This window comes from Shewanella sp. HL-SH2 (genome assembly GCF_051164935.1).
In the GTDB taxonomy this organism is placed as follows: Bacteria; Pseudomonadota; Gammaproteobacteria; order Enterobacterales; family Shewanellaceae; genus Shewanella; species Shewanella glacialimarina.
Genome location: NZ_CP195035.1, coordinates 1,066,942 through 1,086,578, shown reverse-complemented (window position 1 = coordinate 1,086,578; position 19,637 = coordinate 1,066,942). Strand labels below are relative to the sequence as shown.

24 protein-coding genes are annotated in these 19,637 nt (G+C 41.0%); 12 read left to right on the top strand and 12 right to left on the bottom strand.

Annotated features, from left to right (window positions below; all coding sequences use genetic code 11):
* Positions 1–92 precede the first annotated feature (92 nt).
* The 5 genes from ACRWP9_RS04790 to zapE all read right to left on the bottom strand — a co-directional run bounded on the left by ACRWP9_RS04790 (position 93) and on the right by zapE (position 3,978).
* Entirely contained in the window at positions 93–1,388 is a 1,296-nt protein-coding gene (locus ACRWP9_RS04790) for an adenylosuccinate synthase (RefSeq protein ID WP_434928149.1), read from the bottom strand.
* A gap of 72 nt (positions 1,389–1,460) precedes the next feature.
* Entirely contained in the window at positions 1,461–1,646 is a 186-nt protein-coding gene (locus tag ACRWP9_RS04785) for a DUF2065 domain-containing protein (RefSeq protein WP_226411380.1), read from the bottom strand.
* Between the two features lie 101 nt (positions 1,647–1,747).
* Positions 1,748–2,140, bottom strand: coding sequence for a 30S ribosomal protein S9 (gene rpsI / locus ACRWP9_RS04780; protein ID WP_235086614.1), 393 nt, complete (start codon positions 2,138–2,140; stop codon positions 1,748–1,750).
* A gap of 15 nt (positions 2,141–2,155) precedes the next feature.
* Positions 2,156–2,587: a 50S ribosomal protein L13 gene (gene rplM, locus ACRWP9_RS04775; RefSeq protein ID WP_226411384.1), complete on the bottom strand. Its 432-nt coding sequence runs from the start codon at positions 2,585–2,587 to the stop codon at positions 2,156–2,158.
* A 281-nt stretch (positions 2,588–2,868) separates the two neighbouring features.
* Complete coding sequence (gene zapE, locus ACRWP9_RS04770) at positions 2,869–3,978, bottom strand: cell division protein ZapE (RefSeq protein ID WP_434928148.1); 1,110 nt, start codon at positions 3,976–3,978, stop codon at positions 2,869–2,871.
* Between the two features lie 348 nt (positions 3,979–4,326).
* On the opposite strand from zapE, the gene degQ reads away from it, so the two are divergent.
* Together degQ and degS are read left to right on the top strand one after the other, a co-directional pair.
* The gene (gene degQ, locus ACRWP9_RS04765) at positions 4,327–5,676 is read left to right on the top strand and encodes a Do family serine endopeptidase DegQ (protein WP_434928147.1); all 1,350 of its coding nucleotides are present in this window, start codon (positions 4,327–4,329) and stop codon (positions 5,674–5,676) included.
* 172 nt (positions 5,677–5,848) lie between these two features.
* Positions 5,849–6,925, top strand: coding sequence for an outer membrane-stress sensor serine endopeptidase DegS (degS, locus tag ACRWP9_RS04760; protein ID WP_434928146.1), 1,077 nt, complete (start codon positions 5,849–5,851; stop codon positions 6,923–6,925).
* Positions 6,926–7,050: 125 nt separating this feature from the next.
* On the opposite strand, the gene murA is transcribed toward degS, so the two are convergent.
* From murA to mlaF, 7 genes are all read right to left on the bottom strand, one after another.
* Entirely contained in the window at positions 7,051–8,310 is a 1,260-nt protein-coding gene (gene murA, locus ACRWP9_RS04755; protein ID WP_434928144.1) for a UDP-N-acetylglucosamine 1-carboxyvinyltransferase, read from the bottom strand.
* A gap of 12 nt (positions 8,311–8,322) precedes the next feature.
* Positions 8,323–8,574: a BolA family protein gene (locus tag ACRWP9_RS04750; RefSeq protein ID WP_434928143.1), complete on the bottom strand. Its 252-nt coding sequence runs from the start codon at positions 8,572–8,574 to the stop codon at positions 8,323–8,325.
* Positions 8,575–8,647: 73 nt separating this feature from the next.
* On the bottom strand, positions 8,648–8,959 hold the full coding sequence (locus ACRWP9_RS04745) for an STAS domain-containing protein (protein WP_434928141.1): 312 nt from the start codon (positions 8,957–8,959) through the stop codon (positions 8,648–8,650).
* Positions 8,956–9,609 (bottom strand): MlaC/ttg2D family ABC transporter substrate-binding protein, encoded by a 654-nt coding sequence (locus tag ACRWP9_RS04740; protein ID WP_434928139.1) that lies wholly within the window; start codon positions 9,607–9,609, stop codon positions 8,956–8,958. Before ACRWP9_RS04740 ends, ACRWP9_RS04745 begins: the two co-directional genes overlap by 4 nt.
* A gap of 10 nt (positions 9,610–9,619) precedes the next feature.
* On the bottom strand, positions 9,620–10,093 hold the full coding sequence (gene mlaD / locus ACRWP9_RS04735; RefSeq protein WP_434928138.1) for an outer membrane lipid asymmetry maintenance protein MlaD: 474 nt from the start codon (positions 10,091–10,093) through the stop codon (positions 9,620–9,622).
* A gap of 35 nt (positions 10,094–10,128) precedes the next feature.
* Positions 10,129–10,914 (bottom strand): lipid asymmetry maintenance ABC transporter permease subunit MlaE, encoded by a 786-nt coding sequence (mlaE, locus tag ACRWP9_RS04730; protein ID WP_434928136.1) that lies wholly within the window; start codon positions 10,912–10,914, stop codon positions 10,129–10,131.
* Positions 10,901–11,725 (bottom strand): phospholipid ABC transporter ATP-binding protein MlaF, encoded by an 825-nt coding sequence (gene mlaF, locus ACRWP9_RS04725; RefSeq protein WP_434928927.1) that lies wholly within the window; start codon positions 11,723–11,725, stop codon positions 10,901–10,903. The genes mlaE and mlaF overlap by 14 nt, the downstream gene beginning before the upstream one ends.
* A gap of 230 nt (positions 11,726–11,955) precedes the next feature.
* On the opposite strand from mlaF, the gene ACRWP9_RS04720 reads away from it, so the two are divergent.
* From ACRWP9_RS04720 to rapZ, 10 genes are all read left to right on the top strand, one after another.
* Positions 11,956–12,918: a calcium/sodium antiporter gene (locus ACRWP9_RS04720; protein ID WP_434928134.1), complete on the top strand. Its 963-nt coding sequence runs from the start codon at positions 11,956–11,958 to the stop codon at positions 12,916–12,918.
* 34 nt (positions 12,919–12,952) lie between these two features.
* Positions 12,953–13,930: a KpsF/GutQ family sugar-phosphate isomerase gene (locus ACRWP9_RS04715; protein ID WP_434928132.1), complete on the top strand. Its 978-nt coding sequence runs from the start codon at positions 12,953–12,955 to the stop codon at positions 13,928–13,930.
* A gap of 2 nt (positions 13,931–13,932) precedes the next feature.
* The gene (gene kdsC, locus ACRWP9_RS04710; protein WP_434928131.1) at positions 13,933–14,499 is read left to right on the top strand and encodes a 3-deoxy-manno-octulosonate-8-phosphatase KdsC; all 567 of its coding nucleotides are present in this window, start codon (positions 13,933–13,935) and stop codon (positions 14,497–14,499) included.
* Complete coding sequence (gene lptC, locus ACRWP9_RS04705) at positions 14,496–15,056, top strand: LPS export ABC transporter periplasmic protein LptC (protein WP_434928129.1); 561 nt, start codon at positions 14,496–14,498, stop codon at positions 15,054–15,056. The genes kdsC and lptC overlap by 4 nt, the downstream gene beginning before the upstream one ends.
* Positions 15,043–15,630, top strand: a complete 588-nt coding sequence (gene lptA, locus ACRWP9_RS04700; RefSeq protein WP_434928128.1) for a lipopolysaccharide transport periplasmic protein LptA — start codon at positions 15,043–15,045, stop codon at positions 15,628–15,630. Before lptC ends, lptA begins: the two co-directional genes overlap by 14 nt.
* Positions 15,627–16,358, top strand: coding sequence for an LPS export ABC transporter ATP-binding protein (gene lptB, locus ACRWP9_RS04695; protein WP_226411414.1), 732 nt, complete (start codon positions 15,627–15,629; stop codon positions 16,356–16,358). Before lptA ends, lptB begins: the two co-directional genes overlap by 4 nt.
* A gap of 160 nt (positions 16,359–16,518) precedes the next feature.
* Positions 16,519–18,012: an RNA polymerase factor sigma-54 gene (locus tag ACRWP9_RS04690; protein WP_434928126.1), complete on the top strand. Its 1,494-nt coding sequence runs from the start codon at positions 16,519–16,521 to the stop codon at positions 18,010–18,012.
* A gap of 26 nt (positions 18,013–18,038) precedes the next feature.
* Positions 18,039–18,326, top strand: a complete 288-nt coding sequence (gene hpf / locus ACRWP9_RS04685; protein ID WP_226411418.1) for a ribosome hibernation promoting factor — start codon at positions 18,039–18,041, stop codon at positions 18,324–18,326.
* Positions 18,327–18,328: 2 nt separating this feature from the next.
* Positions 18,329–18,772: a PTS IIA-like nitrogen regulatory protein PtsN gene (gene ptsN / locus ACRWP9_RS04680; protein WP_434928125.1), complete on the top strand. Its 444-nt coding sequence runs from the start codon at positions 18,329–18,331 to the stop codon at positions 18,770–18,772.
* On the top strand, positions 18,769–19,626 hold the full coding sequence (gene rapZ / locus ACRWP9_RS04675; protein ID WP_434928123.1) for an RNase adapter RapZ: 858 nt from the start codon (positions 18,769–18,771) through the stop codon (positions 19,624–19,626). The genes ptsN and rapZ overlap by 4 nt, the downstream gene beginning before the upstream one ends.
* Positions 19,627–19,637: the final 11 nt, after the last annotated feature.

Sequence of the window (19,637 nt, the reverse complement as noted above, 5' to 3'; positions counted from 1 at the left end):
CGCTGCACACTTTTCTTAAGGACTAAGCCAATACTTTCAAAGCCGCTTTCATTAAAAAGGCCGCTTAACGCGGCCTTTTTACGATATTGATTTTAGTTAAACGGATTAACTAGAATCATGGTCTCATTACGGTCAGGACCGGTTGAGATGATATCGATTGGCGTTTCTAATAGTTCTTCAATGCGTTTGATGTAGTTAATTGCAGCAGCAGGAAGTTGCTCAATTGAAGTCGCACCAAAAGTCACTTCTTTCCAACCTGGCATGGTTTCATAGATAGGTGTAACTAGCTCATAGCCTTCAGCAGCTAGTGGCGTAATTTTAGAAACAGTACCATCTGGGTTTTGATAACCAACACAGATTTTAACTTCTTCTAGACCATCTAATACATCTAGCTTGGTTAAGCAGAAACCACTTACGCTATTGATTTGAACTGCACGGCGCATTGCCACTGCATCTAACCAACCAGGACGACGTTTACGACCCGTCGTCGCACCAAACTCTTGGCCTTTCTCACCAATGTAATCACCAATTTCATTGGCTAATTCCGTTGGGAAAGGACCAGCACCTACACGTGTAGTGTAAGCTTTCATGATACCAAGTACATAATCAATATGACGTGGACCAAAACCTGAGCCTGTTGCAACACCACCAGCAGTAGTATTAGAAGAGGTTACAAATGGATATGTACCATGGTCGATATCCAATAATGTACCTTGAGCACCTTCAAATAGAATTGGCTCACCAGCCTTACGGGCGGTATCTAATAACTCAGTAACGTCAACACATAAACTCTTCAGATAATCAGCAATAGCCAATGCATCATCTAGCGTTTTTTGATAGTCAACAGCTTCTACCTTGTAGTATTCAGTTAACATAAAGTTGTGATATTTCATCACTTCTTTTAGTTTAGTTGCAAAAAGTTCTGCATTGAATAAGTCACCGATGCGAAGACCACGACGTGAAACCTTATCTTCATAAGCTGGCCCAATACCGCGACCCGTTGTGCCAATCGCTTTATTGCCACGCGCTTTTTCGCGAGCAATATCAAGTGCACAATGGAAGGGTAATATTAGCGGACACGCTTCAGATATAAGTAAACGCTCTTCAACAGGTACGCCGCGCTCTTTCAGCATGTTGATTTCTTTCATCAACGCATCAGGGGCAACAACGACACCATTACCAATCAAACATTTTACGTTATTACGTAAAATTCCAGATGGAATTAAATGAAGTACTGTTTTTTCACCATCAATTACCAAAGTATGACCGGCATTATGGCCGCCTTGGTAACGAACTACGTATTTTGCCTGTTCTGTTAAAAGGTCGACAATCTTACCTTTGCCTTCGTCACCCCATTGAGTGCCGAGTACGACTACATTTTTGCCCATTATTAGCTGCAACGTCTTGTGGTATAAAATAGAATTTTAACAGATTTTAGGGGGTTATAGGCAAGTATTTTATTAAAAAATAATCAATAAAACGATCCCCGCTGTGACTAAAGATCCACCTAAGCGTCTGAGAACATTTTGGTTTTGCCCAGAAAGCTCAAATAAATACTTTTTCCATTTTTGTGGAAACAATAACGGACCAAGCCCCTCAACGATTAATACCAAGGCAATTGCTGTCATTAAAAGCTGTAATGTCATTTGAACTCCCCGTTAATTTGAATGCATTTAGCTTATCATTATAAAACTGCAGCCAATAAAAAACCCAGCATAAGCTGGGTTTTTTGTATTCCAAAGGCGAATTAACGCTTCGAGAATTGTGGCTTACGACGTGCTTTACGTAGACCAACTTTCTTACGCTCAACTTTACGAGCATCACGGGTAACAAAACCAGCGGCACGTAGAGAAGGACGTAAAGTCTCGTCTAGTTGCATTAACGCACGAGTAATACCGTGACGAATTGCACCTGCTTGGCCAGTGGTTCCACCGCCTTTAACAGTTACATATATGTCGAATTTATCAGTCATTTCAACTAGCTCTAGTGGTTGACGAACAACCATACGAGCAGTTTCACGGCCAAAATATATATCTAGTGGACGTTGGTTAACAACGATTGTACCACTACCTGCTTTAACGAATACGCGAGCAGTTGATGTTTTACGACGGCCAGTGCCGTAGTACTGAGTTGCAGACATTAGCTTACTCCCGTTTTAAATATCAAGAACTTGTGGTTGTTGTGCAGCATGGTTATGCTCAGTGCCTGCGTAAACCTTAAGTTTACGGAACATAGCACGGCCCAATGGACCTTTTGGCAACATACCCTTAACAGCTTTCTCGATAATCATCTCAGGTTTATGAGCTTGCAATTTCTCAAAAGAAATTTGCTTAATCCCACCGATGAAACCAGTGTGCGAGTAATAAATTTTACCAGCAGCTTTGTTACCAGTTACGGTAACTTTCTCAGCATTAATAACGATGATGTAATCACCAGTATCAACATGAGGTGTGTACTCAGGCTTGTGCTTACCGCGTAAACGAGTAGCAATTTCAGTAGCCATACGACCTAAAGTTTTACCTTCGGCATCAACGACGAACCAATCACGTGTGACTGTTTCTGATGTAGCATTAAATGTAGTCTTCATTTTTTACAAAAACCCAATGTTTAAAATTCTGTCTCACATGCCAACTGCAAGTCGCAATTAACACAAAATGGACCGATTCTTGCCCCTTCGAGCATGAATATTGGCTTAAAACTTCCGCCCAATTCGACGGAGTAACGAGGGCAGGTGCGGATTATACGCAAACATGAGATAGAAATCACCTGATATTTATAAAAAGCGTTAAATAGTTTGATCGTTTTAGCAGCACTTTTACTATTTAATTTTGCTCAAAATAACAGCTAATTTCGTATTGATACTATTTTTTAAGGTAAATGTTCTGAAGCTAAATAATCATGGGATTGCATTTCTATTAATCTTGAACGGCAGCGACGAAACTCAAAATTGAGCATACCTTTAGTATAAATGTCTTCTAAGGGCACCTGTGCAGAAATAATTAATTTTACATTTCGCTCGTAAAACTCATCCACCATAGCTAAAAAACGCCTGGCAATATCATCACCGGTTAACTGATCACCCATTTGCTCAAGCCCACTGAGTAATACGGTATGATAAATTCGCGCTATCTCCATATAATCTCGCTGCGAACGGGGCCCATCACATATATCTCTGAAGTTGGCGAGCAGCACTCCTTGAGATTGCTGACGGATACTAATTAAGCGACCATCAATATTAATAGCATCGGTTAACACCTCAGACTCTGGTGCAAGCTGTTTGAAATAAGTATGTAAATTCAAGTCCGCAGATTCGTCAAGCGGGTAATGGTAAATCTCAGCTTGCTCTAGAGTTCTTAAACGGTAATCTATACCTGAATCAACATTTAAAATCTCACAATGCTTATTGATCAGAGCGATAGCAGGTAAAAAACGGACCCGTTGTAAGCCATTCTTGTACAAATCATCAGGAATAATATTCGAGGTAGCCACTAATGCCACCCCTTCTTTAAATAGGGCTTGAAACAAGGTGCCCAATAGCATTGCATCTGTGATGTCAGAAACAAAAAACTCATCGAAGCAAATCACTTGGTATTGGTTGGCCATTTTTTTTGCGATCGTCAGTAACGGGTCTTGCACCCCTTTTAGCTCCCCCAAGTCATGATGAAGTTGATGCATAAAACGGTGGAAGTGCGCCCTGAGTTTTTTATCACCTGGAAGCGCATCATAAAAGGTATCCATTAAGTAGGTTTTGCCACGCCCGACGCCACCCCATAGGTATAACCCCTTAACCGATGTTGTTGGTTTTTTCCCAAATGCGGTTAGTATCTTCGATAAACCAGATATAGGTTGATTGGTAGCAATTATTTCATCAAACACACGCTGTAATGATCTAACAGCTTGCTCTTGAGCTGGATCGTGGGAGAAGTTCTCACGGGTGAGATCTTGTTGATAATGCTGCCAAGGGGTTAACTGAGACACGATTATGACTCTCTTACATCAAATAATTGCTGCGAATAATAACATTAAACCTTCAATACGAGTAACCGCGTTAAACGATCAAATTAACCTTTGTTAATCGTTAATGAACTATCAATTCGAAACCGACTCCCAATAAATAACATATCCACTTTCCATAATTTTTACGTTTCAAGGCAAATCTAATTGACGCTCATTTTGAAACAGCGACATTTATAGAAACAATTGTTTATCAAAAATTTGAATTTTAACGACCTAATAATTTACCTGATTAACGATATTTAACTTTAATTTACCTCAATCAAGCGCCATATTTTTAGCATTAGCTTGAATGTCCAAGGAGCCATATTAATGAAAACCAAATTAAGCTTACTTTCTGCAGCCCTGTTAACCGCATCATTAGCTATTATACCAACCACTTCTTTTGCTGCTATTCCACAATCTGTTGATGGCCAATCAATACCCAGTTTAGCGCCTATGCTAGAACGCACCACACCAGCTGTGGTATCTGTGGCAGTATCAGGTACTCAAGTATCTAAGCAGCAAGTTCCCGATGTATTTCGTTATTTCTTTGGTCCAAACGCTCCGCGTGAACAAGTCCAAGAACGTCCATTTCGAGGCCTAGGATCTGGAGTGATTATTGATGCCGAAAAAGGCTATATCGTGACTAACAATCACGTCATTAATGGTGCTGATGATATTCAAATCGGTTTAAGTGATGGGCGAGAAGTAGAAGCTAAACTAATAGGTGCAGATAAAGAATCCGATATTGCACTATTACAAATTACCGCTAAAAACCTCACCGCGATTAAACAAACTGATTCAGACGAAGTTCGTGTAGGTGACTTTGCCGTGGCCATAGGTAATCCATTCGGTTTGGGACAAACAGTAACATCCGGTATTGTGAGTGCTTTAGGGCGAAGTGGTTTGGGCATTGAAATGCTTGAAAACTTCATTCAAACCGATGCTGCGATTAATAGTGGTAACTCAGGTGGCGCATTAGTTAATTTAAACGGTGAATTAATGGGGATCAACACCGCCATTGTGGCACCTAATGGCGGTAACGTCGGTATTGGTTTTGCCATTCCTGCAAATATGGTCAATAACTTAGTTCAACAAATCATAGAACACGGTGAGGTAAGACGAGGAATATTAGGGGTAGCGGGTCGTGATTTAGATAAAGAACTGGCTACCGCATTTGGACTAGAAACCCAACATGGCGCTTTTGTTAGCGAAGTGGTGCCAGACAGTGCAGCCGCTAAGGCAGGCATTAAAGCGGGTGATATTATTACCAGCGTTAATGGCCGCAAGATTAAGTCGTTCCAGGAACTGCGCGCTAAAGTGGCCACTATGGGAGCTGATGTAAAAGTTGAATTTGGCCTTATTCGTGATGGCGACACTAAAACTGTTAAAGCAACTTTAGGTAAAGCTGATGCTATTGAAGCCGCCGCAGGCGCATTACATCCTATGCTTCAGGGTACTACCCTTAGTAATGGCTCTAGAGGAGTTGAAATAACCGATGTTGCCCAAGGCTCTCCAGCTGCTATGTCTGGTTTGCAAAAAGGCGATTTCATTGTCGGCATTAATCGTACTCAGGTTAAAGATTTAAAATCCTTTAAAGCCTTGCTAGAAAAACAACAGGGCTCAGTTGCGCTTAAAATACTACGCGATAACAACCTGAGCTATTTAGTTTTACGATAATGATTAATCGATACTGAGAGTAATTGATTTAATATTATTAGTGGTGATTGTTGACTGTAATCACTTAAGTTAATGTTAGCATTCATTAATTAAGCATCGAGCATTCAACCTCGATGCTTAATTTTTTCAGTTATGTTAGTATTTGCGCTATTTACTTAACATAGATCAGACTATGAACTTTAAAGACATTAGTATTTATCTAGGCAAATCCATTTTATTTGGTCTGATCATGGCTGCCGTTTTCCTTATCGCAACCTCATTTGAAGGCAGTCCGTTTAAAAGCGGTTTAACACAGCGTGCTAATATGGGCAGTGAGTTGTCTTTTGCTAAAGCGGTTCGCCGTGCAGCACCCGCCGTTGTTAATATTTATAGCTTAAGTATTGATCAACGCGCACCACTTAACTCAAGTTCACTGCAGGGCTTAGGCTCTGGCGTTATTATGAGTAATCAAGGTTATATTCTAACCAACTATCACGTTATAAAACGTGCCGATGAAATAGTTATTGCACTGCAAGATGGACGGCGTTTTACCTCTGAAGTGGTTGGCAGTGATCCTGAAACAGATTTAGCAGTGTTAAAAATTGAAGGTGACAACCTCCCTGTCGTGCCGATTAACTTAACTAACCCAGCATTAGTTGGCGATGTAGTTTTAGCCATTGGCAATCCCTATAACCTTGGACAAACAATTACTCAGGGTATTATTAGTGCAACAGGTCGCAGTGGATTAAGCTCAGGTTATTTAGACTTTTTACAAACAGACGCTGCGATTAATGCGGGTAACTCTGGTGGTGCGTTAATTGATACTACTGGTGAATTAATTGGAATAAATACCGCAGCGTTTAAAGTCGGCGGTGATAATGGTGGTAATGGCATTAGTTTTGCTATCCCGATAAAGTTAGCCCACAGCATTATGGACAAACTCATTGCAGATGGACGCGTTATTCGTGGCGCAATTGGTATTTCCGGAGAAGCATTAACCCCAGTTGTGGCGCAAATTTTAAATTTACCTGATCTAAAAGGGGTTTTTGTTACTGGTATTGACCCTAATGGGCCTGCTGCCAATGCGGAGTTACAGCCACGGGATGTCATTATTACTTATGGTAATGACGATATTCCAGGTGTTGAGGTGTTAATGGATAAAATTGCAGAAACACCACCTGGTAACAAAGTGCTATTGACGGTTATTCGAGAGGGATTAAAACTGGAAATACCGGTATTTGTTGTAGAAAAGAACTCTTTTGATCAATAGTCACAACCACAAAACATTCCAACCACACGATATTAAATGGCATAAACTGCCATGAAAAAAGCCATCAATTTAAATTGATGGCTTTTTTATTTAGCAATTAATCGATTGCCTCAAAGCGACTTAAGTTAAGACACGCGTAATACTTCACCGCCTAAGCCTTTAAACTTAGCTTCAATGTGCTCATAACCACGATCTAAGTGGTATATGCGATCAACTGTAGTGATCCCTTCTGCCATTAAACCTGCTATGACTAAGCTGGCTGAAGCACGTAAATCAGTTGCCATCACTTGCGCACCGTTTAATGACTCAATACCTTCGATAATACAAGTATTACCTTCAAGTGCGAGCTTAGCGCCCATACGGCTTAACTCTGGTACATGCATAAAACGATTTTCAAAAATCGTTTCAGTGACTCGTCCAGTACCTTCTGCTAGCGCATTCAGTACACAAAACTGAGCTTGCATATCTGTCGGGAAGCCAGGGTAAGGCGCGGTTTTAATGTTAACCGCTTTTGGACGTTTGCCTTGCATATCAAGCTCAATCCAATCTTCACCTGTCGTAATGGTAGCACCAGCGTCTTCAAGTTTTGATATTACCGCTTCAAGAGAGCCAGGATCTGCCGCTTCACAGCGAATATGCCCACGAGTGACGGCGGCGGCAACTAAAAATGAGCCAGTTTCGATGCGATCAGGCATCACACGATATTCACAACCTTGCAGACGTTCAACGCCTTCAATAGTTAACGTAGTTGAACCAATACCAGTAATTTTTGCTCCCATTGCAATTAAGCAATGCGCTAAGTCTGACACTTCAGGCTCACGGGCAGCATTTTCAATCACTGTGGTACCGTCAGCTAATGCGGCAGCCATCAGTAAATTCTCAGTCGCGCCAACACTGACCATATCCATAAAGATATGTGCACCTTTGAGACGACCATCTACACGTGCTTTTATATAACCTTCTTTGACTTCGATTTTAGCTCCCATTAGCTCAAGGCCATGAAGGTGTAAATCAACAGGCCTTGCACCAATAGCGCAGCCACCAGGCAAAGACACATCTGCAGTGCCGTAACGGGCAAGCAGTGGACCTAAAATCAAAATAGATGCGCGCATGGTTTTTACCAAATCATATGGCGCACAAAATTCATTTAGGTTAGTGGTAGAAATCCGTACTTTACCTTGGCCTAACTCTTCAACGTCAGCACCTAAACAGCGTAACAACTTACAGCTGGTACTGACATCTCGCAGGCTTGGAACATTCGTTAAAATAAAGTCAGTTTCAGCCAGTACACCTGCCATTAAAATCGGCAATGCCGCATTTTTAGCACCTGAAATAACAACACTGCCAGATAAAGGCTGGCTAGCTTTAATGGTTAATTTATCCACTGGGCTCTCTAATTACATATTGAAAAGTTTTTCACGCTTCCACTGGGTCGGCGTAAATGTCTTAATAGTTAATGCGTGCAGCTCGCCACTGGCAATATTATCTGCTAACGGTCCATATATTGCTTGTTGTTGTTTTACTCGGCTCATGCCATCAAAACATTCACCTACAGCAACAACTTTGAAGTGGCTGCCATCAGATGTAGCATGAACTTCTGTTAGTTCTAATGCTTCGGATAGAATTTGCTCAATAACTTTGCAATCCATGAATTTATACCTTTATTGCGATGCTAATCTAACAAAATTAACATCGTGAATGGTGAACTAAATGCCGATCAAATTAACGAGAATTATCAGCAAAAAAAGTGTGTAAATCGTATAGCTCAATCATTTTTTGTAATTGAGCCGCAGGATGCTGCAATATACGCGAAATAGTCCCTAAAGACATATCTTGCTCTGACATTACTAATCCTTTTAGTGCAAGCAGCATAGCAACGCCTGCGCTATCGACATAAGTCAAAGCGGACAAGTCTACCACTTGGGTAGATGCAGTAAACAGTTGATGTCGATTCGGCCACAAAAGTATGACCTCATCTTGCGTTAAACGCCCTTGCACTAAGCAAGTATCACCTTGCTGCTCAAACTGAATCACGCCGCTTTATCCTCTTTATCTAGTTTGCGATCAATTTTTTGCTTTGTTTTATCATTCAGCATAGTAATGACCGATTCAATGCCTTGCTGGCGAATTAAATTTGATATTTCAGATTGTTTTGATGCAAGTAAGCTGACGCCTTCTGCGACTAAATCGAATGCTTTCCATGAGTTATCTTTTAAACGACGCGCTTTGAATTGAATTTTAATCGGCGGACGACCTTGCTCAATAATTTGCACGCTCACTTCAACCATTTTCTCTTTACTAAAATTTGACGGCGGTTCAAATGCGACCGTTTGATCGGTATAAGCCGTTAACGCTTGTGCATAAGTGCCAATTAAATAACCTTTAAACGCTTCGACAAACCGTGTTCTTTGATCATCACTGGTTTCACGTAAATATTGGCCCATCACTTTATAGGCGGCATATTTATAATCGACATAGGGCATAAGTTCATCAGCCACAATAATTTTTAAATGGCTTAAGTCTTGATCGATTATCGCTTTATCTCTTTTAAAGCGATCAAAGGTTTGATTGGCCACTTGTTCGATTAACTTATATGGGTCTTGAGTATTAATTTCTGCCGCCCAGCTTTGAATACTGGTCAACAATATAACAGCGCTAACGATACGCACTAAAAATGCTTGCATAAAACCGCTCCTATTTATCTTTTGACGACATGCTATATAACAATTGACCAATAAGGTCTTCTAAAATCAACGCGCCGCGGGTGTCATCAACTTTGTCACCATCACCCAGCATGTCGATATCATCATCCATAAAACCTGGGGTTAAGCCAATAAACTGCTCACCTAACAAGCCTGATGTTAAAATAGATAGACTACTGGTTTCAGGAAAATGATCATAACGCTTATCCATAGTTAACGTCACTATGGGAACAAGCTTGCGATCATCTAAGGTGATGTCGGCCACTCGGCCAACAACCACACCACCGACCTTTACTGGCGCACGCACTTTTAATCCGCCAATATTATTAAATTCAGCAATGAGGGAATAATTATTATTTTGGGTATCGACTTTGACATTGGCTACATTAAAAACCAATACGCAAAATGCTAACACTCCTGACAATAAAAATAGACCAACAAGTAACTCAATCTTCCGTGTCAACATACGCTTAAACCACTTAAATAGTTAATAAATTAATCTTAATTTCCGAACATTAATGCTGTTAGCAAAAAGTCCAAAGCTAAAACAGCTAAACTGGCCTGCACTACCGTAGAGGTTGTCGCACGACTAATCCCCTCTGGATTAGGCTTCACTTCATAACCTCGATATAATGCAATCCATGTCACCACAATACCAAACACTGTACTTTTAATAAGGCAGTTAACAATATCCTGTCGCCACTCAACTGAAGCCTGTAATATCGACCAAAAAGCACCTGTATCAATGCCTTTCCATTCAACACCAACTAAATGCCCACCAAAAATACCGACTAAACTGAACATCATAGCTAATAGTGGCATACTGATTACGCCGGCCCAAAATCGTGGTGCTATGATTTGCCTGAGCGGATCGATGGCCATCATTTCTAAACTTGATAATTGCTCAGTCGACTTCATCAAGCCAATTTCAGCAGTAAGCGCAGACCCTGCTCGCCCGGCAAATAACAGTGCGGTAACAACAGGTCCAAGTTCACGCAGTAAGCTTAACGCCACCATAGGGCCTAGGCTGTCTTCGGTACCAAAACCGACTAAAATATTATAAGCCTGAAGCGCTAATACCATGCCAATAAATAAGCCTGATACAATAATAATAATCATTGAGCGCACGCCCAATACGTAGATTTGTTTAATCAGTAAGGGTAGGCCTTTTTTAGGGTTGGGGACATGGACTATGGCGCGCCATAACATCACGCCAGCCTTACCAAAACCCCCTACTAACCCAATGGCATAACGACCAATTGCAGCAATCAAATTAATCGGATTCACTCAACAACTCCTGTTGATAATCAACTGCTAGATAATGAAAGGGTACCGGACCATCTGGCGCACCATCAATAAACTGTATCAGTTGCGGGTTATCAGATTTTCTCAATTGCTCAGGCGTGCCCTCTGCAATAACTTTTTTATCCGCTATCACGTAAACATAATCGGCAATGCCTAAGACTTCTTTGACGTCGTGGGACACCACCACTGAAGTTAACTTTAATGAATCTGATAATTCTCGAATTAACTTAACTAGCATACCCATTGAAATTGGATCTTGCCCCGCAAAAGGCTCATCATACAACACCATTTCAGGCTCTAAAGCGATAGCTCTGGCGAGCGCTGCACGACGCTGCATTCCGCCCGATAACTCACTAGGCATCATATAAGCTGCGCCACGAAGTCCAACGGCTTGTAATTTCATTAGCACAATCGAACGAATAATCGTTTCTGGTAACCCTGAATGTTCACGTAATGCAAAAGCGACATTATCAAACACATTCATGTCAGTGAACAAAGCACCACTTTGGAATAACATGCTCATACGTTTGCGCACTTGATATAGCTCAGTACGGGATAATTGATGCATATTGAGGCCATCAAATAATACTTCACCTGAATCGGGCGTTAACTGAGCACCAATTAATTTAAGTAAGGTAGTTTTACCAATACCACTAGGGCCCATAATAGCGGTGACTTTCCCTTTTGGGATCGTTAAAGAAATATCATCATAAATGACTTTCTCACCACGACTAAAGCCAAGGTGTTTAATTTCTACAAGCGGATTTTGCAACACGGTTGATGTCTCAGACATAATATTTGAAGAGATAGCTGCCATCCCGGCGCGTAAATGAAGGTTAAATTTTACGTGAATGTTGTTCACCTAACAACCTCATCACGATAAAAATACTCAAACCTTAAATGAAATTAATCTTAAACAAAGATTAATCGACTGATTGATTAGCTTATTTATACTTATTGCAGCTTTCAATTTAGGTCATTTACAGGGAAAATGCTCATGTTCAAATAAATTAAAGGGATGACATGTTAGTTAATATTTTGATGCTTTGCGTTGGGCTAGCAGTACTGGTAATAAGTGCTGACAAATTTGTTTATGGCGCGTCTGCATTTGCCCGTAATCTTGGCTTACCTCCCATGTTAATTGGGCTTACCATAGTCGCTATGGGCAGCTCTGCACCAGAAATGTTTGTTGCGGCAACGGCATCTATGGAAGGCATGAACGATACCGCTATAGGTAACGTACTTGGCTCAAACATTGCCAATATCACTCTTATATTAGGCATTACAGCTTTACTTGGGGCAATCAGCGTTAGCTCTAAAACCTTAAAACGTGAAGTGCCACTCATGCTTGCTGCAACTTTATTAGCGGGATATTTGATCCATGATGGATTTCTGACACGGGTTGAAGGAATGATTTTAGTCGTGGCTTTCTTGCTTGTTATGGGCGGATTTATTTATCAAGCTTTAAGCAATAAAGATACTGACCCCCTTGATGCCGAAATCGACAGCGAGATCCCTAAAGATGTCCCTACTTTTAATGCTATCATGTGGATTATTATCGGCATTGTGTTTTTACCACTCTCAGCTGGTTGGATGGTAGACGGAGCTGTAGGTATTGCAAAAATTTATGGTTTGTCTGATTTAGTCATTGGACTGACCATCATTGCTGTTGGCACTAGCTTGCCAGAATTAGCGGCGTGTATCGCCGGAGTGTTAAAAAAAGAACACGATTTAGCTATTGGCAATATTGTCGGGTCTAATTTATTTAATATTCTTGCGGTTTTAGCTATTCCAGGGCTAATCTCACCAGGTGAGGTTGATGCGACAGCGGTAAACAGAGATTTTTACATGGTACTGGGCACCAGTGCCGCATTAGCAGTGTTAGTGTTATCCAGCGGTGCAAAGCGACAACTTACGCCTTGGCATGGCGTTTTATTACTATTAACCTTTGTGGCTTACCAATACGTTGTATTCAACGCTTCTTAATGGAGCACAAAGGACTTTACCAAGAGAGACATACATGGCAAACCAAACTCAATTTCGTCAATGGGGCCGTAAAGTCATTGATATTGAAAAAGCAGCACTTGAACATCTCTACCAATTTGTAGATTCAGATGCGTTCGGGCAGGCATGTGAATTAATCATGCAATGCAAAGGTAAAGTTATTGTAATGGGCATGGGGAAATCTGGCCACATCGGTAATAAGATTTCAGCCACATTTGCCAGTACAGGCACGCCAGCTTTTTTTGTTCATCCAGGAGAGGCCAGCCATGGCGACCTTGGCGCATTAGCTAAAAACGACATTATTTTAGCTATTTCGAACTCAGGTGAATCAAGTGAAATTTTGACATTAATGCCTGTTATTCAACGTATGGGCGTTCCTGTGATTGCAGTTACTGGTAAACCAGACTCTAATATGGCGAAGCTGGCAAAAGTGCATTTATGTATTGAAGTGCTAGAAGAAGCTTGCCCCCTTGGGTTAGCGCCAACATCAAGCACGACGGCGACATTAGTCATGGGAGATGCTTTAGCGGTCGCCCTATTACAAGCAAAAGGTTTTACCCGTGATGATTTCGCCCTCTCACATCCGGGGGGCTCTTTGGGCCGAAAATTATTACTCAAGGTTAATGATGTGATGCACCAAGGCAAAGATCTCCCCTTGGTACAGCAAGATATTTGTATCACTGAAGCCTTGTATGAAATATCAAATAAAGGCTTAGGTATGACCGCGGTTGTTGATGGTAATAATGTTTTAGTCGGTATTTTTACTGATGGTGATTTACGACGTGTTATCGATGCAGAAGTCAATCTTCGCACCACGCCTATTTCACAGGTTATGACCAAAAAATGTGTCACTAGCCCGGCTAACATCTTGGCCGCTCAAGCGTTACAAATAATGGATGAGAAAAGCATTAATGGTTTGATTGTGGTCAATGACGCACACCAGCCTATTGGTGCATTGAATATGCTCGATATGGTCAAAGCAGGAGTAATTTAAACATGACAATAAATACGCACACTCACCAAGGTTTTTATGGCCCTATTAGTGATGATATTTGGCTGCGCGCTCAAAAAATTAAACTGCTTATTTGCGACGTTGACGGTGTTTTTTCTGACGGCCGTATTTACCTTAATAATAGCGGCGAAGAGTCAAAAGCATTCCATACACGAGACGGATATGGCGTTCGCTCAATATTAACCAGTGGCATTAATGTGGCGGTTATTACCGGACGAAAATCTAAAATTGTCGAAAATCGCATGACAGCTTTAGGCATCAAAGATATCTATCAAGGAATAGATGATAAATTTACTCCCTACGAGGAATTAATCAAAAAATATAACGTTACTGCTGAACAAGTAGCTTATATTGGCGATGACATGGTAGATTTACCTGTGATGAAAGTAGTGGGACTTGCTGTCAGCGTGGCCGATGGACATCCTTACGTGAAACAACATTGCCATATGATAACCACCATTAAAGGTGGTAATGGTGCCTTAAGAGAACTCACTGATTTGTTGTTATTAAGCCAAAATAAATTTGAAAGTGCCCATGGTATGAGCATATGAATCGAACCACACTGGCTATTTGTGCATTTTTTGGCTTAGCCTTGGTATTGTATTGGCAAGTACAAGTCAAACGTAACCAAATGGCGTTAATTAAAGATCCTAGAATTGAGCGACCTGATTTTGTGGCTGACAATCTTCGCACGACAGAATTTAATAAACTCGGGTTTATTGACAGCAAAGTTAGCGCCGAGCATATGGAACATTTCACCAGCACAAATACCACTTCATTTACTGCGCCTGTACTACTTCTTTACCCTGAAAATGGTAAAGCGCAGTGGCAAATAACAGCTAAAAATGCGACCTTAGATCAACATTCAAATGAAGTCAGTTTACATAACGATGTAGTAATTGATGCCATTGATATTGAAGAACCATTACAATCACTTGAAACTCAACAAGTCACCTTTAATTTAAACACTATGATAGGTCGTTCTGAAGAGTCAGTTACCATTAAAGGTAATGGTTTTATTATTCAAGGCTTAGGGCTATTTGCCGATCTCAATGCAGAACAAATTACCTTACTCAGCCAGGTAGAAGGGACATATGAACCACATTAAGTTTTTAACCACATTGCTCGGTAAAAGCAGTGTTATTTGCACTTTAGCGATTAGTGTATTGGCAGGCAACGCCGTAGCTAAAGAAGGCGATTTGAAGCAAGAGCTTAAAATTGCAGCCGTAAGTCAACGAGCAGACGTTAAAAATAATCAAATTATTTTTAACGGCCCAGTAAAAATTACCCAAGGCTCGATCAATATCGAAGCCGATGAACTGCGGGCATTTTCAGCTGAAAACGGCCAGACTAAAACGCTCATTGCGACCGGTAACCCTGCTACATTTTCACAAGAACTTGATGATGGTCGCATAGGTACAGCAAGCGCCAATGAAATTCGTTATGACTTAGCAACAACTGGACTGTTATTAACAGGTAACGCTAAGCTAGATCAAGCAGGCAGTAAAGTGACGGGTAACGTGATCCGTTACAATATCAATGCTCAGGAACTTATCGCTGAAAGTACCGGTAAAGGTGAAGATCGTGTTATTACCATTATTCAACCGGAAAATTTCCAAAATGATGAGTCACCAGCACAAAAATTACCTGAAATCCCGTTAAAAAAGCAAGGTAACCAATGACCCAAATTACCTTAACAGCTGAGAATTTAGCTAAAAGCTATAAAAGTCGTCAAGTGGTTAAAAGTGTCAGCTTAACTGTAAAAACAGGCCAAATTGTCGGACTACTTGGTCCCAATGGCGCAGGTAAAACGACCACGTTTTATATGGTTGTTGGTTTAGTCAAAAGTGACCATGGCCGCATTTTAATTGATGACGATGACTTAACTGCTGACCCAATGCATTTACGTGCGCGAAAAGGTATTGGCTATTTACCACAAGAAGCCAGTATTTTTAGAAAACTCAGTGTGCACGATAATATTATGGCCGTGTTGCAAACCCGAAAATCGATGACTTCGGATGAGCGAATTCAGGAACTGGAGCATCTTTTAGAAGAATTCCATATTACCCATATTCGCGATAGCTTAGGCATGTCGCTATCTGGTGGTGAAAGACGACGGGTAGAAATTGCACGCGCTTTAGCAGCCAATCCTAAATTTATATTGTTAGATGAGCCCTTTGCGGGTGTTGACCCTATTTCAGTGATTGATATTAAGAAAATTATTCTGCAACTCAAACACCGTGGCCTAGGCGTATTAATTACTGATCATAATGTCCGTGAAACACTTGATGTGTGTGAGCGGGCATATATTGTTAGCCAGGGGAATTTGATTGCCGAAGGCACCCCAACTGAAGTACTCAACAATCAGCAAGTTCGAGCAGTATACTTAGGCGAACAATTCAAGCTATAGTTAATCTAAATAGGATCTGAAGCACTTGCTTGGCAAAATGTTTCTGGCGACTAAGCTAATTGATCGTGTATAGGTAAAGTAAAACCATTTGTTAAAAAATTGCGACTATCACTCACTTTAATCAGTGTAGAAAGCCGAATTCTTCTAGGGATCAGCAGTAATGAAAGCTTCACTCCAACTTAAAATGGGTCAGCACCTCACTATGACCCCACAGCTGCAACAAGCTATACGTTTGCTGCAGTTATCATCTTTGGAGTTACAGCAAGAAATTCAACAAGTATTAGATTCCAATCCTTTGCTTGAAATGGAAGATGAATTTTCAGCACTTAGCAACAAAAATGATAACTCCAAAGACCTATCAGAAACTGACTTCAATGAAGTAAGCGCACCTGTAGTCGAAAAAGACACTTCAAATGTCGACACCGCAGAGTCAATGACTAAAGAGCAAATGTCTGAAGACTTGCCAATGGACACTACCTGGGATGAAGTGTACAGCGCCTCCCCAATGGCAAGCCCTGGTTCGGGTTCTGGCAGCATGCCAAATGATGACATGCCCTTCCAAGGTGAAACATCCGAAGGATTATACGAGCATTTAGAATGGCAAAAAAATCTAACCCCTTTTTCTGAAACAGACCTCGCTATTGCCACAGCCATTATTGATGCCATTGATGACACAGGTTATCTCACCCAAAGTACTGAAGATATTTTAGAAGCTATGGGCGATGATTCTGTCGAATTAGACGAAGTCGAAGCGGTACTAAAACGTATACAACATTTCGACCCTCTGGGTGTCGCCTCACGTAGCTTAAGTGAATGTTTATTGATTCAACTTGTTCAGTTTGCACCAGACACGCCCCATATTGATAATGCCAGAATGTTAATCAAAGATTATTTAGATTTGATTGCTGGACGTGATTTTCGCACACTCATGCGCAAAACTAAGCTAAAAGAAGATGAGCTGCGCGAAGCAATTGAATTAATTCAATCTTTAAATCCACGTCCTGGCACGATGATCACCCCACCGGATGATGAATATGTTATCCCAGACGTGTCAGTGACCAAAAAGAATGGCCGTTGGGTGGTTGAATTGAACCCTGATAACATGCCAAAAATAGGTATTAATCAACAATATGCCGCCATGGCAAAAAGCAGTAAGAGTTCAACAGACACTCAATTTATTCGAGGTCACTTACAAGAAGCCAAATGGTTTATCAAAAGCTTAGAAAGCCGCAGCGACACCCTGCTTAAAGTATCCAATTGTATTGTGCAATTTCAGCAAGGTTTTTTTGAGTACGGTGCTGAAGCCATGAAGCCTATGGTGTTGAATGACATAGCTGAAGCTGTCGAAATGCATGAGTCCACTATTTCGCGTGTCACCACACAAAAGTATATGCACACACCGCGCGGACTGTTCGAACTTAAGTATTTTTTCTCTAGCCATGTCAGTACTGATGATGGCGGAGAATGTTCGTCTACAGCAATTAGAGCTTTTATTAAAAAGCTGGTTGCTGCTGAAAACCAGAAAAAACCACTAAGCGACAGTAAAATGGCAGATCTTCTGGCAGAACAAGGGATTAATGTTGCACGTCGTACCATAGCGAAATACCGCGAAGCGATGATGATCCCTCCCTCAAACCAACGTAAGAGTTTATAATCTACCTAGGCAATTGGAGGATAAATATGCAAATCACCTTAACGGGTCATCATATTGAAATTACTGAATCACTAAGAGAATATGTCACAAGTAAGTTTACAAAACTTGAACGACATTTCGATCAGATCAATAATGTCCACGTAGTATTAAATGTCGAAAAGCAACAACAGATAGCTGAAGCAAAAGTCAGCTTGAATGGAGCTGAGGTATTTGCGACATCTGAACATGCTGACATGTATCACGCTATAGACGCCCTGATTGATAAACTCGATCGTCAGGTCATTAAACACAAAGAGAAATTAACTAAGCATTAATGATGGAACTTAGTACCATCCTGCAGCCGGAATGCACCTCCTGTGCCACACCGGGCAGTAAGAAAAAGGTACTGGAGCTTATCAGTGATTTAGCTGCAGCCCAGTACCCATCCCTCTCTTCACAAGAGATTTTTGAAAGCCTAGTGGCTAGAGAAAAAATGGGTAGCACAGGAATAGGCTCTGGCATTGCAATCCCGCATGGTCGTTTAACGTCCATCGTTCGCCCTATCGCGGTTTTTATAAAGTGCGAAGAAGCGATTTCATTTGATGCTATCGACAAACAACCAGTGGATCTCTTATTTGCATTACTGGTGCCAGCAGACCAGTGTCAGCAACATCTCAGTACCCTATCCTCAATGGCTGAAAAGTTATCGGATAAACATATTCTTAAGCAGTTACGAAAAGCAAGTAACTCAACTGAACTCTATCAGGTTATCACAGCATGAAATTAGTCATTGTATCCGGTCGTTCGGGCTCAGGTAAATCTGTCGCACTTAGGGTACTAGAAGACCTAGGTTACTATTGCGTTGATAACTTACCACTGCCCTTAATTGGACGGCTATTAGAACAGCTTAGAAACACCAATGAACTGGTGGCTATAAGTGTTGATGTTCGAAATATAGAAGAGCAAGGTAAAGTATTACAGCAGCAGCTAGCGTGGTTATCTGAGGATACGGAAGTCATAAGCTTTTTTTTACAGGCAAGTGATGAGGCACTACTAAAACGTTACAGTGAAACCCGACGACTACATCCTTTATCGAAAAAGAATATGTCCCTACAAGATGCGATTCAATTTGAAGGTGAGCTACTAGCGCCTATTTCTGAATACGTGGACCATTTTATCGATACATCTAAGCTAAATATTTATCAACTTAGTGATCAAGTACGTGAAATTTTAATGGGCAGTGTTGATAAAGAGTTAGTGATCAATTTTGAGTCATTTGGTTTTAAATATGGTATGCCCGCCGAAGCCGATTTTATGTTTGATGTACGCTTTTTACCTAACCCACATTGGGAAATAGAATTACGCCCCTTTACTGGATTAGATGAACCGGTACAGGAGTTTCTTGGCCAGCAACCGCTGGTAAATAAATTCATTTGGCAAATAGAAAACCTATTTGAAACATGGATGCCCCACTTAGAGCGCAATAACCGCAGCTACCTAACCATAGCTATTGGTTGTACTGGTGGCCAGCATCGTTCAGTTTATATCGCCGACCAGCTTGCTAAACGTTTTTCAAGTGGTAAAAAACATGTTGTTCAAGCAAGACATCGAGAGCTTATAAATAAGCACAAATAATCGCAATAAAG

Excerpts from the sequence above, each read along its gene's own strand:
- ACRWP9_RS04790 (WP_434928149.1), bottom strand. The coding sequence starts at position 1,388 with ATGGGCAAAAATGTAGTCGTACTCGGCACTCAATGGGGTGACGAAGGC.
- ACRWP9_RS04785 (WP_226411380.1), bottom strand. The coding sequence starts at position 1,646 with ATGACATTACAGCTTTTAATGACAGCAATTGCCTTGGTATTAATCGTT.
- rpsI (WP_235086614.1), bottom strand. The coding sequence starts at position 2,140 with ATGTCTGCAACTCAGTACTACGGCACTGGCCGTCGTAAAACATCAACT.
- rplM (WP_226411384.1), bottom strand. The coding sequence starts at position 2,587 with ATGAAGACTACATTTAATGCTACATCAGAAACAGTCACACGTGATTGG.
- degQ (WP_434928147.1), top strand. The coding sequence starts at position 4,327 with ATGAAAACCAAATTAAGCTTACTTTCTGCAGCCCTGTTAACCGCATCA.
- degS (WP_434928146.1), top strand. The coding sequence starts at position 5,849 with ATGAACTTTAAAGACATTAGTATTTATCTAGGCAAATCCATTTTATTT.
- ACRWP9_RS04750 (WP_434928143.1), bottom strand. The coding sequence starts at position 8,574 with ATGGATTGCAAAGTTATTGAGCAAATTCTATCCGAAGCATTAGAACTA.
- ACRWP9_RS04740 (WP_434928139.1), bottom strand. The coding sequence starts at position 9,609 with ATGCAAGCATTTTTAGTGCGTATCGTTAGCGCTGTTATATTGTTGACC.
- mlaD (WP_434928138.1), bottom strand. The coding sequence starts at position 10,093 with ATGTTGACACGGAAGATTGAGTTACTTGTTGGTCTATTTTTATTGTCA.
- mlaF (WP_434928927.1), bottom strand. The coding sequence starts at position 11,725 with ATGTCTGAGACATCAACCGTGTTGCAAAATCCGCTTGTAGAAATTAAA.
- ACRWP9_RS04720 (WP_434928134.1), top strand. The coding sequence starts at position 11,956 with ATGTTAGTTAATATTTTGATGCTTTGCGTTGGGCTAGCAGTACTGGTA.
- ACRWP9_RS04715 (WP_434928132.1), top strand. The coding sequence starts at position 12,953 with ATGGCAAACCAAACTCAATTTCGTCAATGGGGCCGTAAAGTCATTGAT.
- kdsC (WP_434928131.1), top strand. The coding sequence starts at position 13,933 with ATGACAATAAATACGCACACTCACCAAGGTTTTTATGGCCCTATTAGT.
- lptC (WP_434928129.1), top strand. The coding sequence starts at position 14,496 with ATGAATCGAACCACACTGGCTATTTGTGCATTTTTTGGCTTAGCCTTG.
- lptA (WP_434928128.1), top strand. The coding sequence starts at position 15,043 with ATGAACCACATTAAGTTTTTAACCACATTGCTCGGTAAAAGCAGTGTT.
- lptB (WP_226411414.1), top strand. The coding sequence starts at position 15,627 with ATGACCCAAATTACCTTAACAGCTGAGAATTTAGCTAAAAGCTATAAA.
- ACRWP9_RS04690 (WP_434928126.1), top strand. The coding sequence starts at position 16,519 with ATGAAAGCTTCACTCCAACTTAAAATGGGTCAGCACCTCACTATGACC.
- hpf (WP_226411418.1), top strand. The coding sequence starts at position 18,039 with ATGCAAATCACCTTAACGGGTCATCATATTGAAATTACTGAATCACTA.
- ptsN (WP_434928125.1), top strand. The coding sequence starts at position 18,329 with ATGGAACTTAGTACCATCCTGCAGCCGGAATGCACCTCCTGTGCCACA.
- rapZ (WP_434928123.1), top strand. The coding sequence starts at position 18,769 with ATGAAATTAGTCATTGTATCCGGTCGTTCGGGCTCAGGTAAATCTGTC.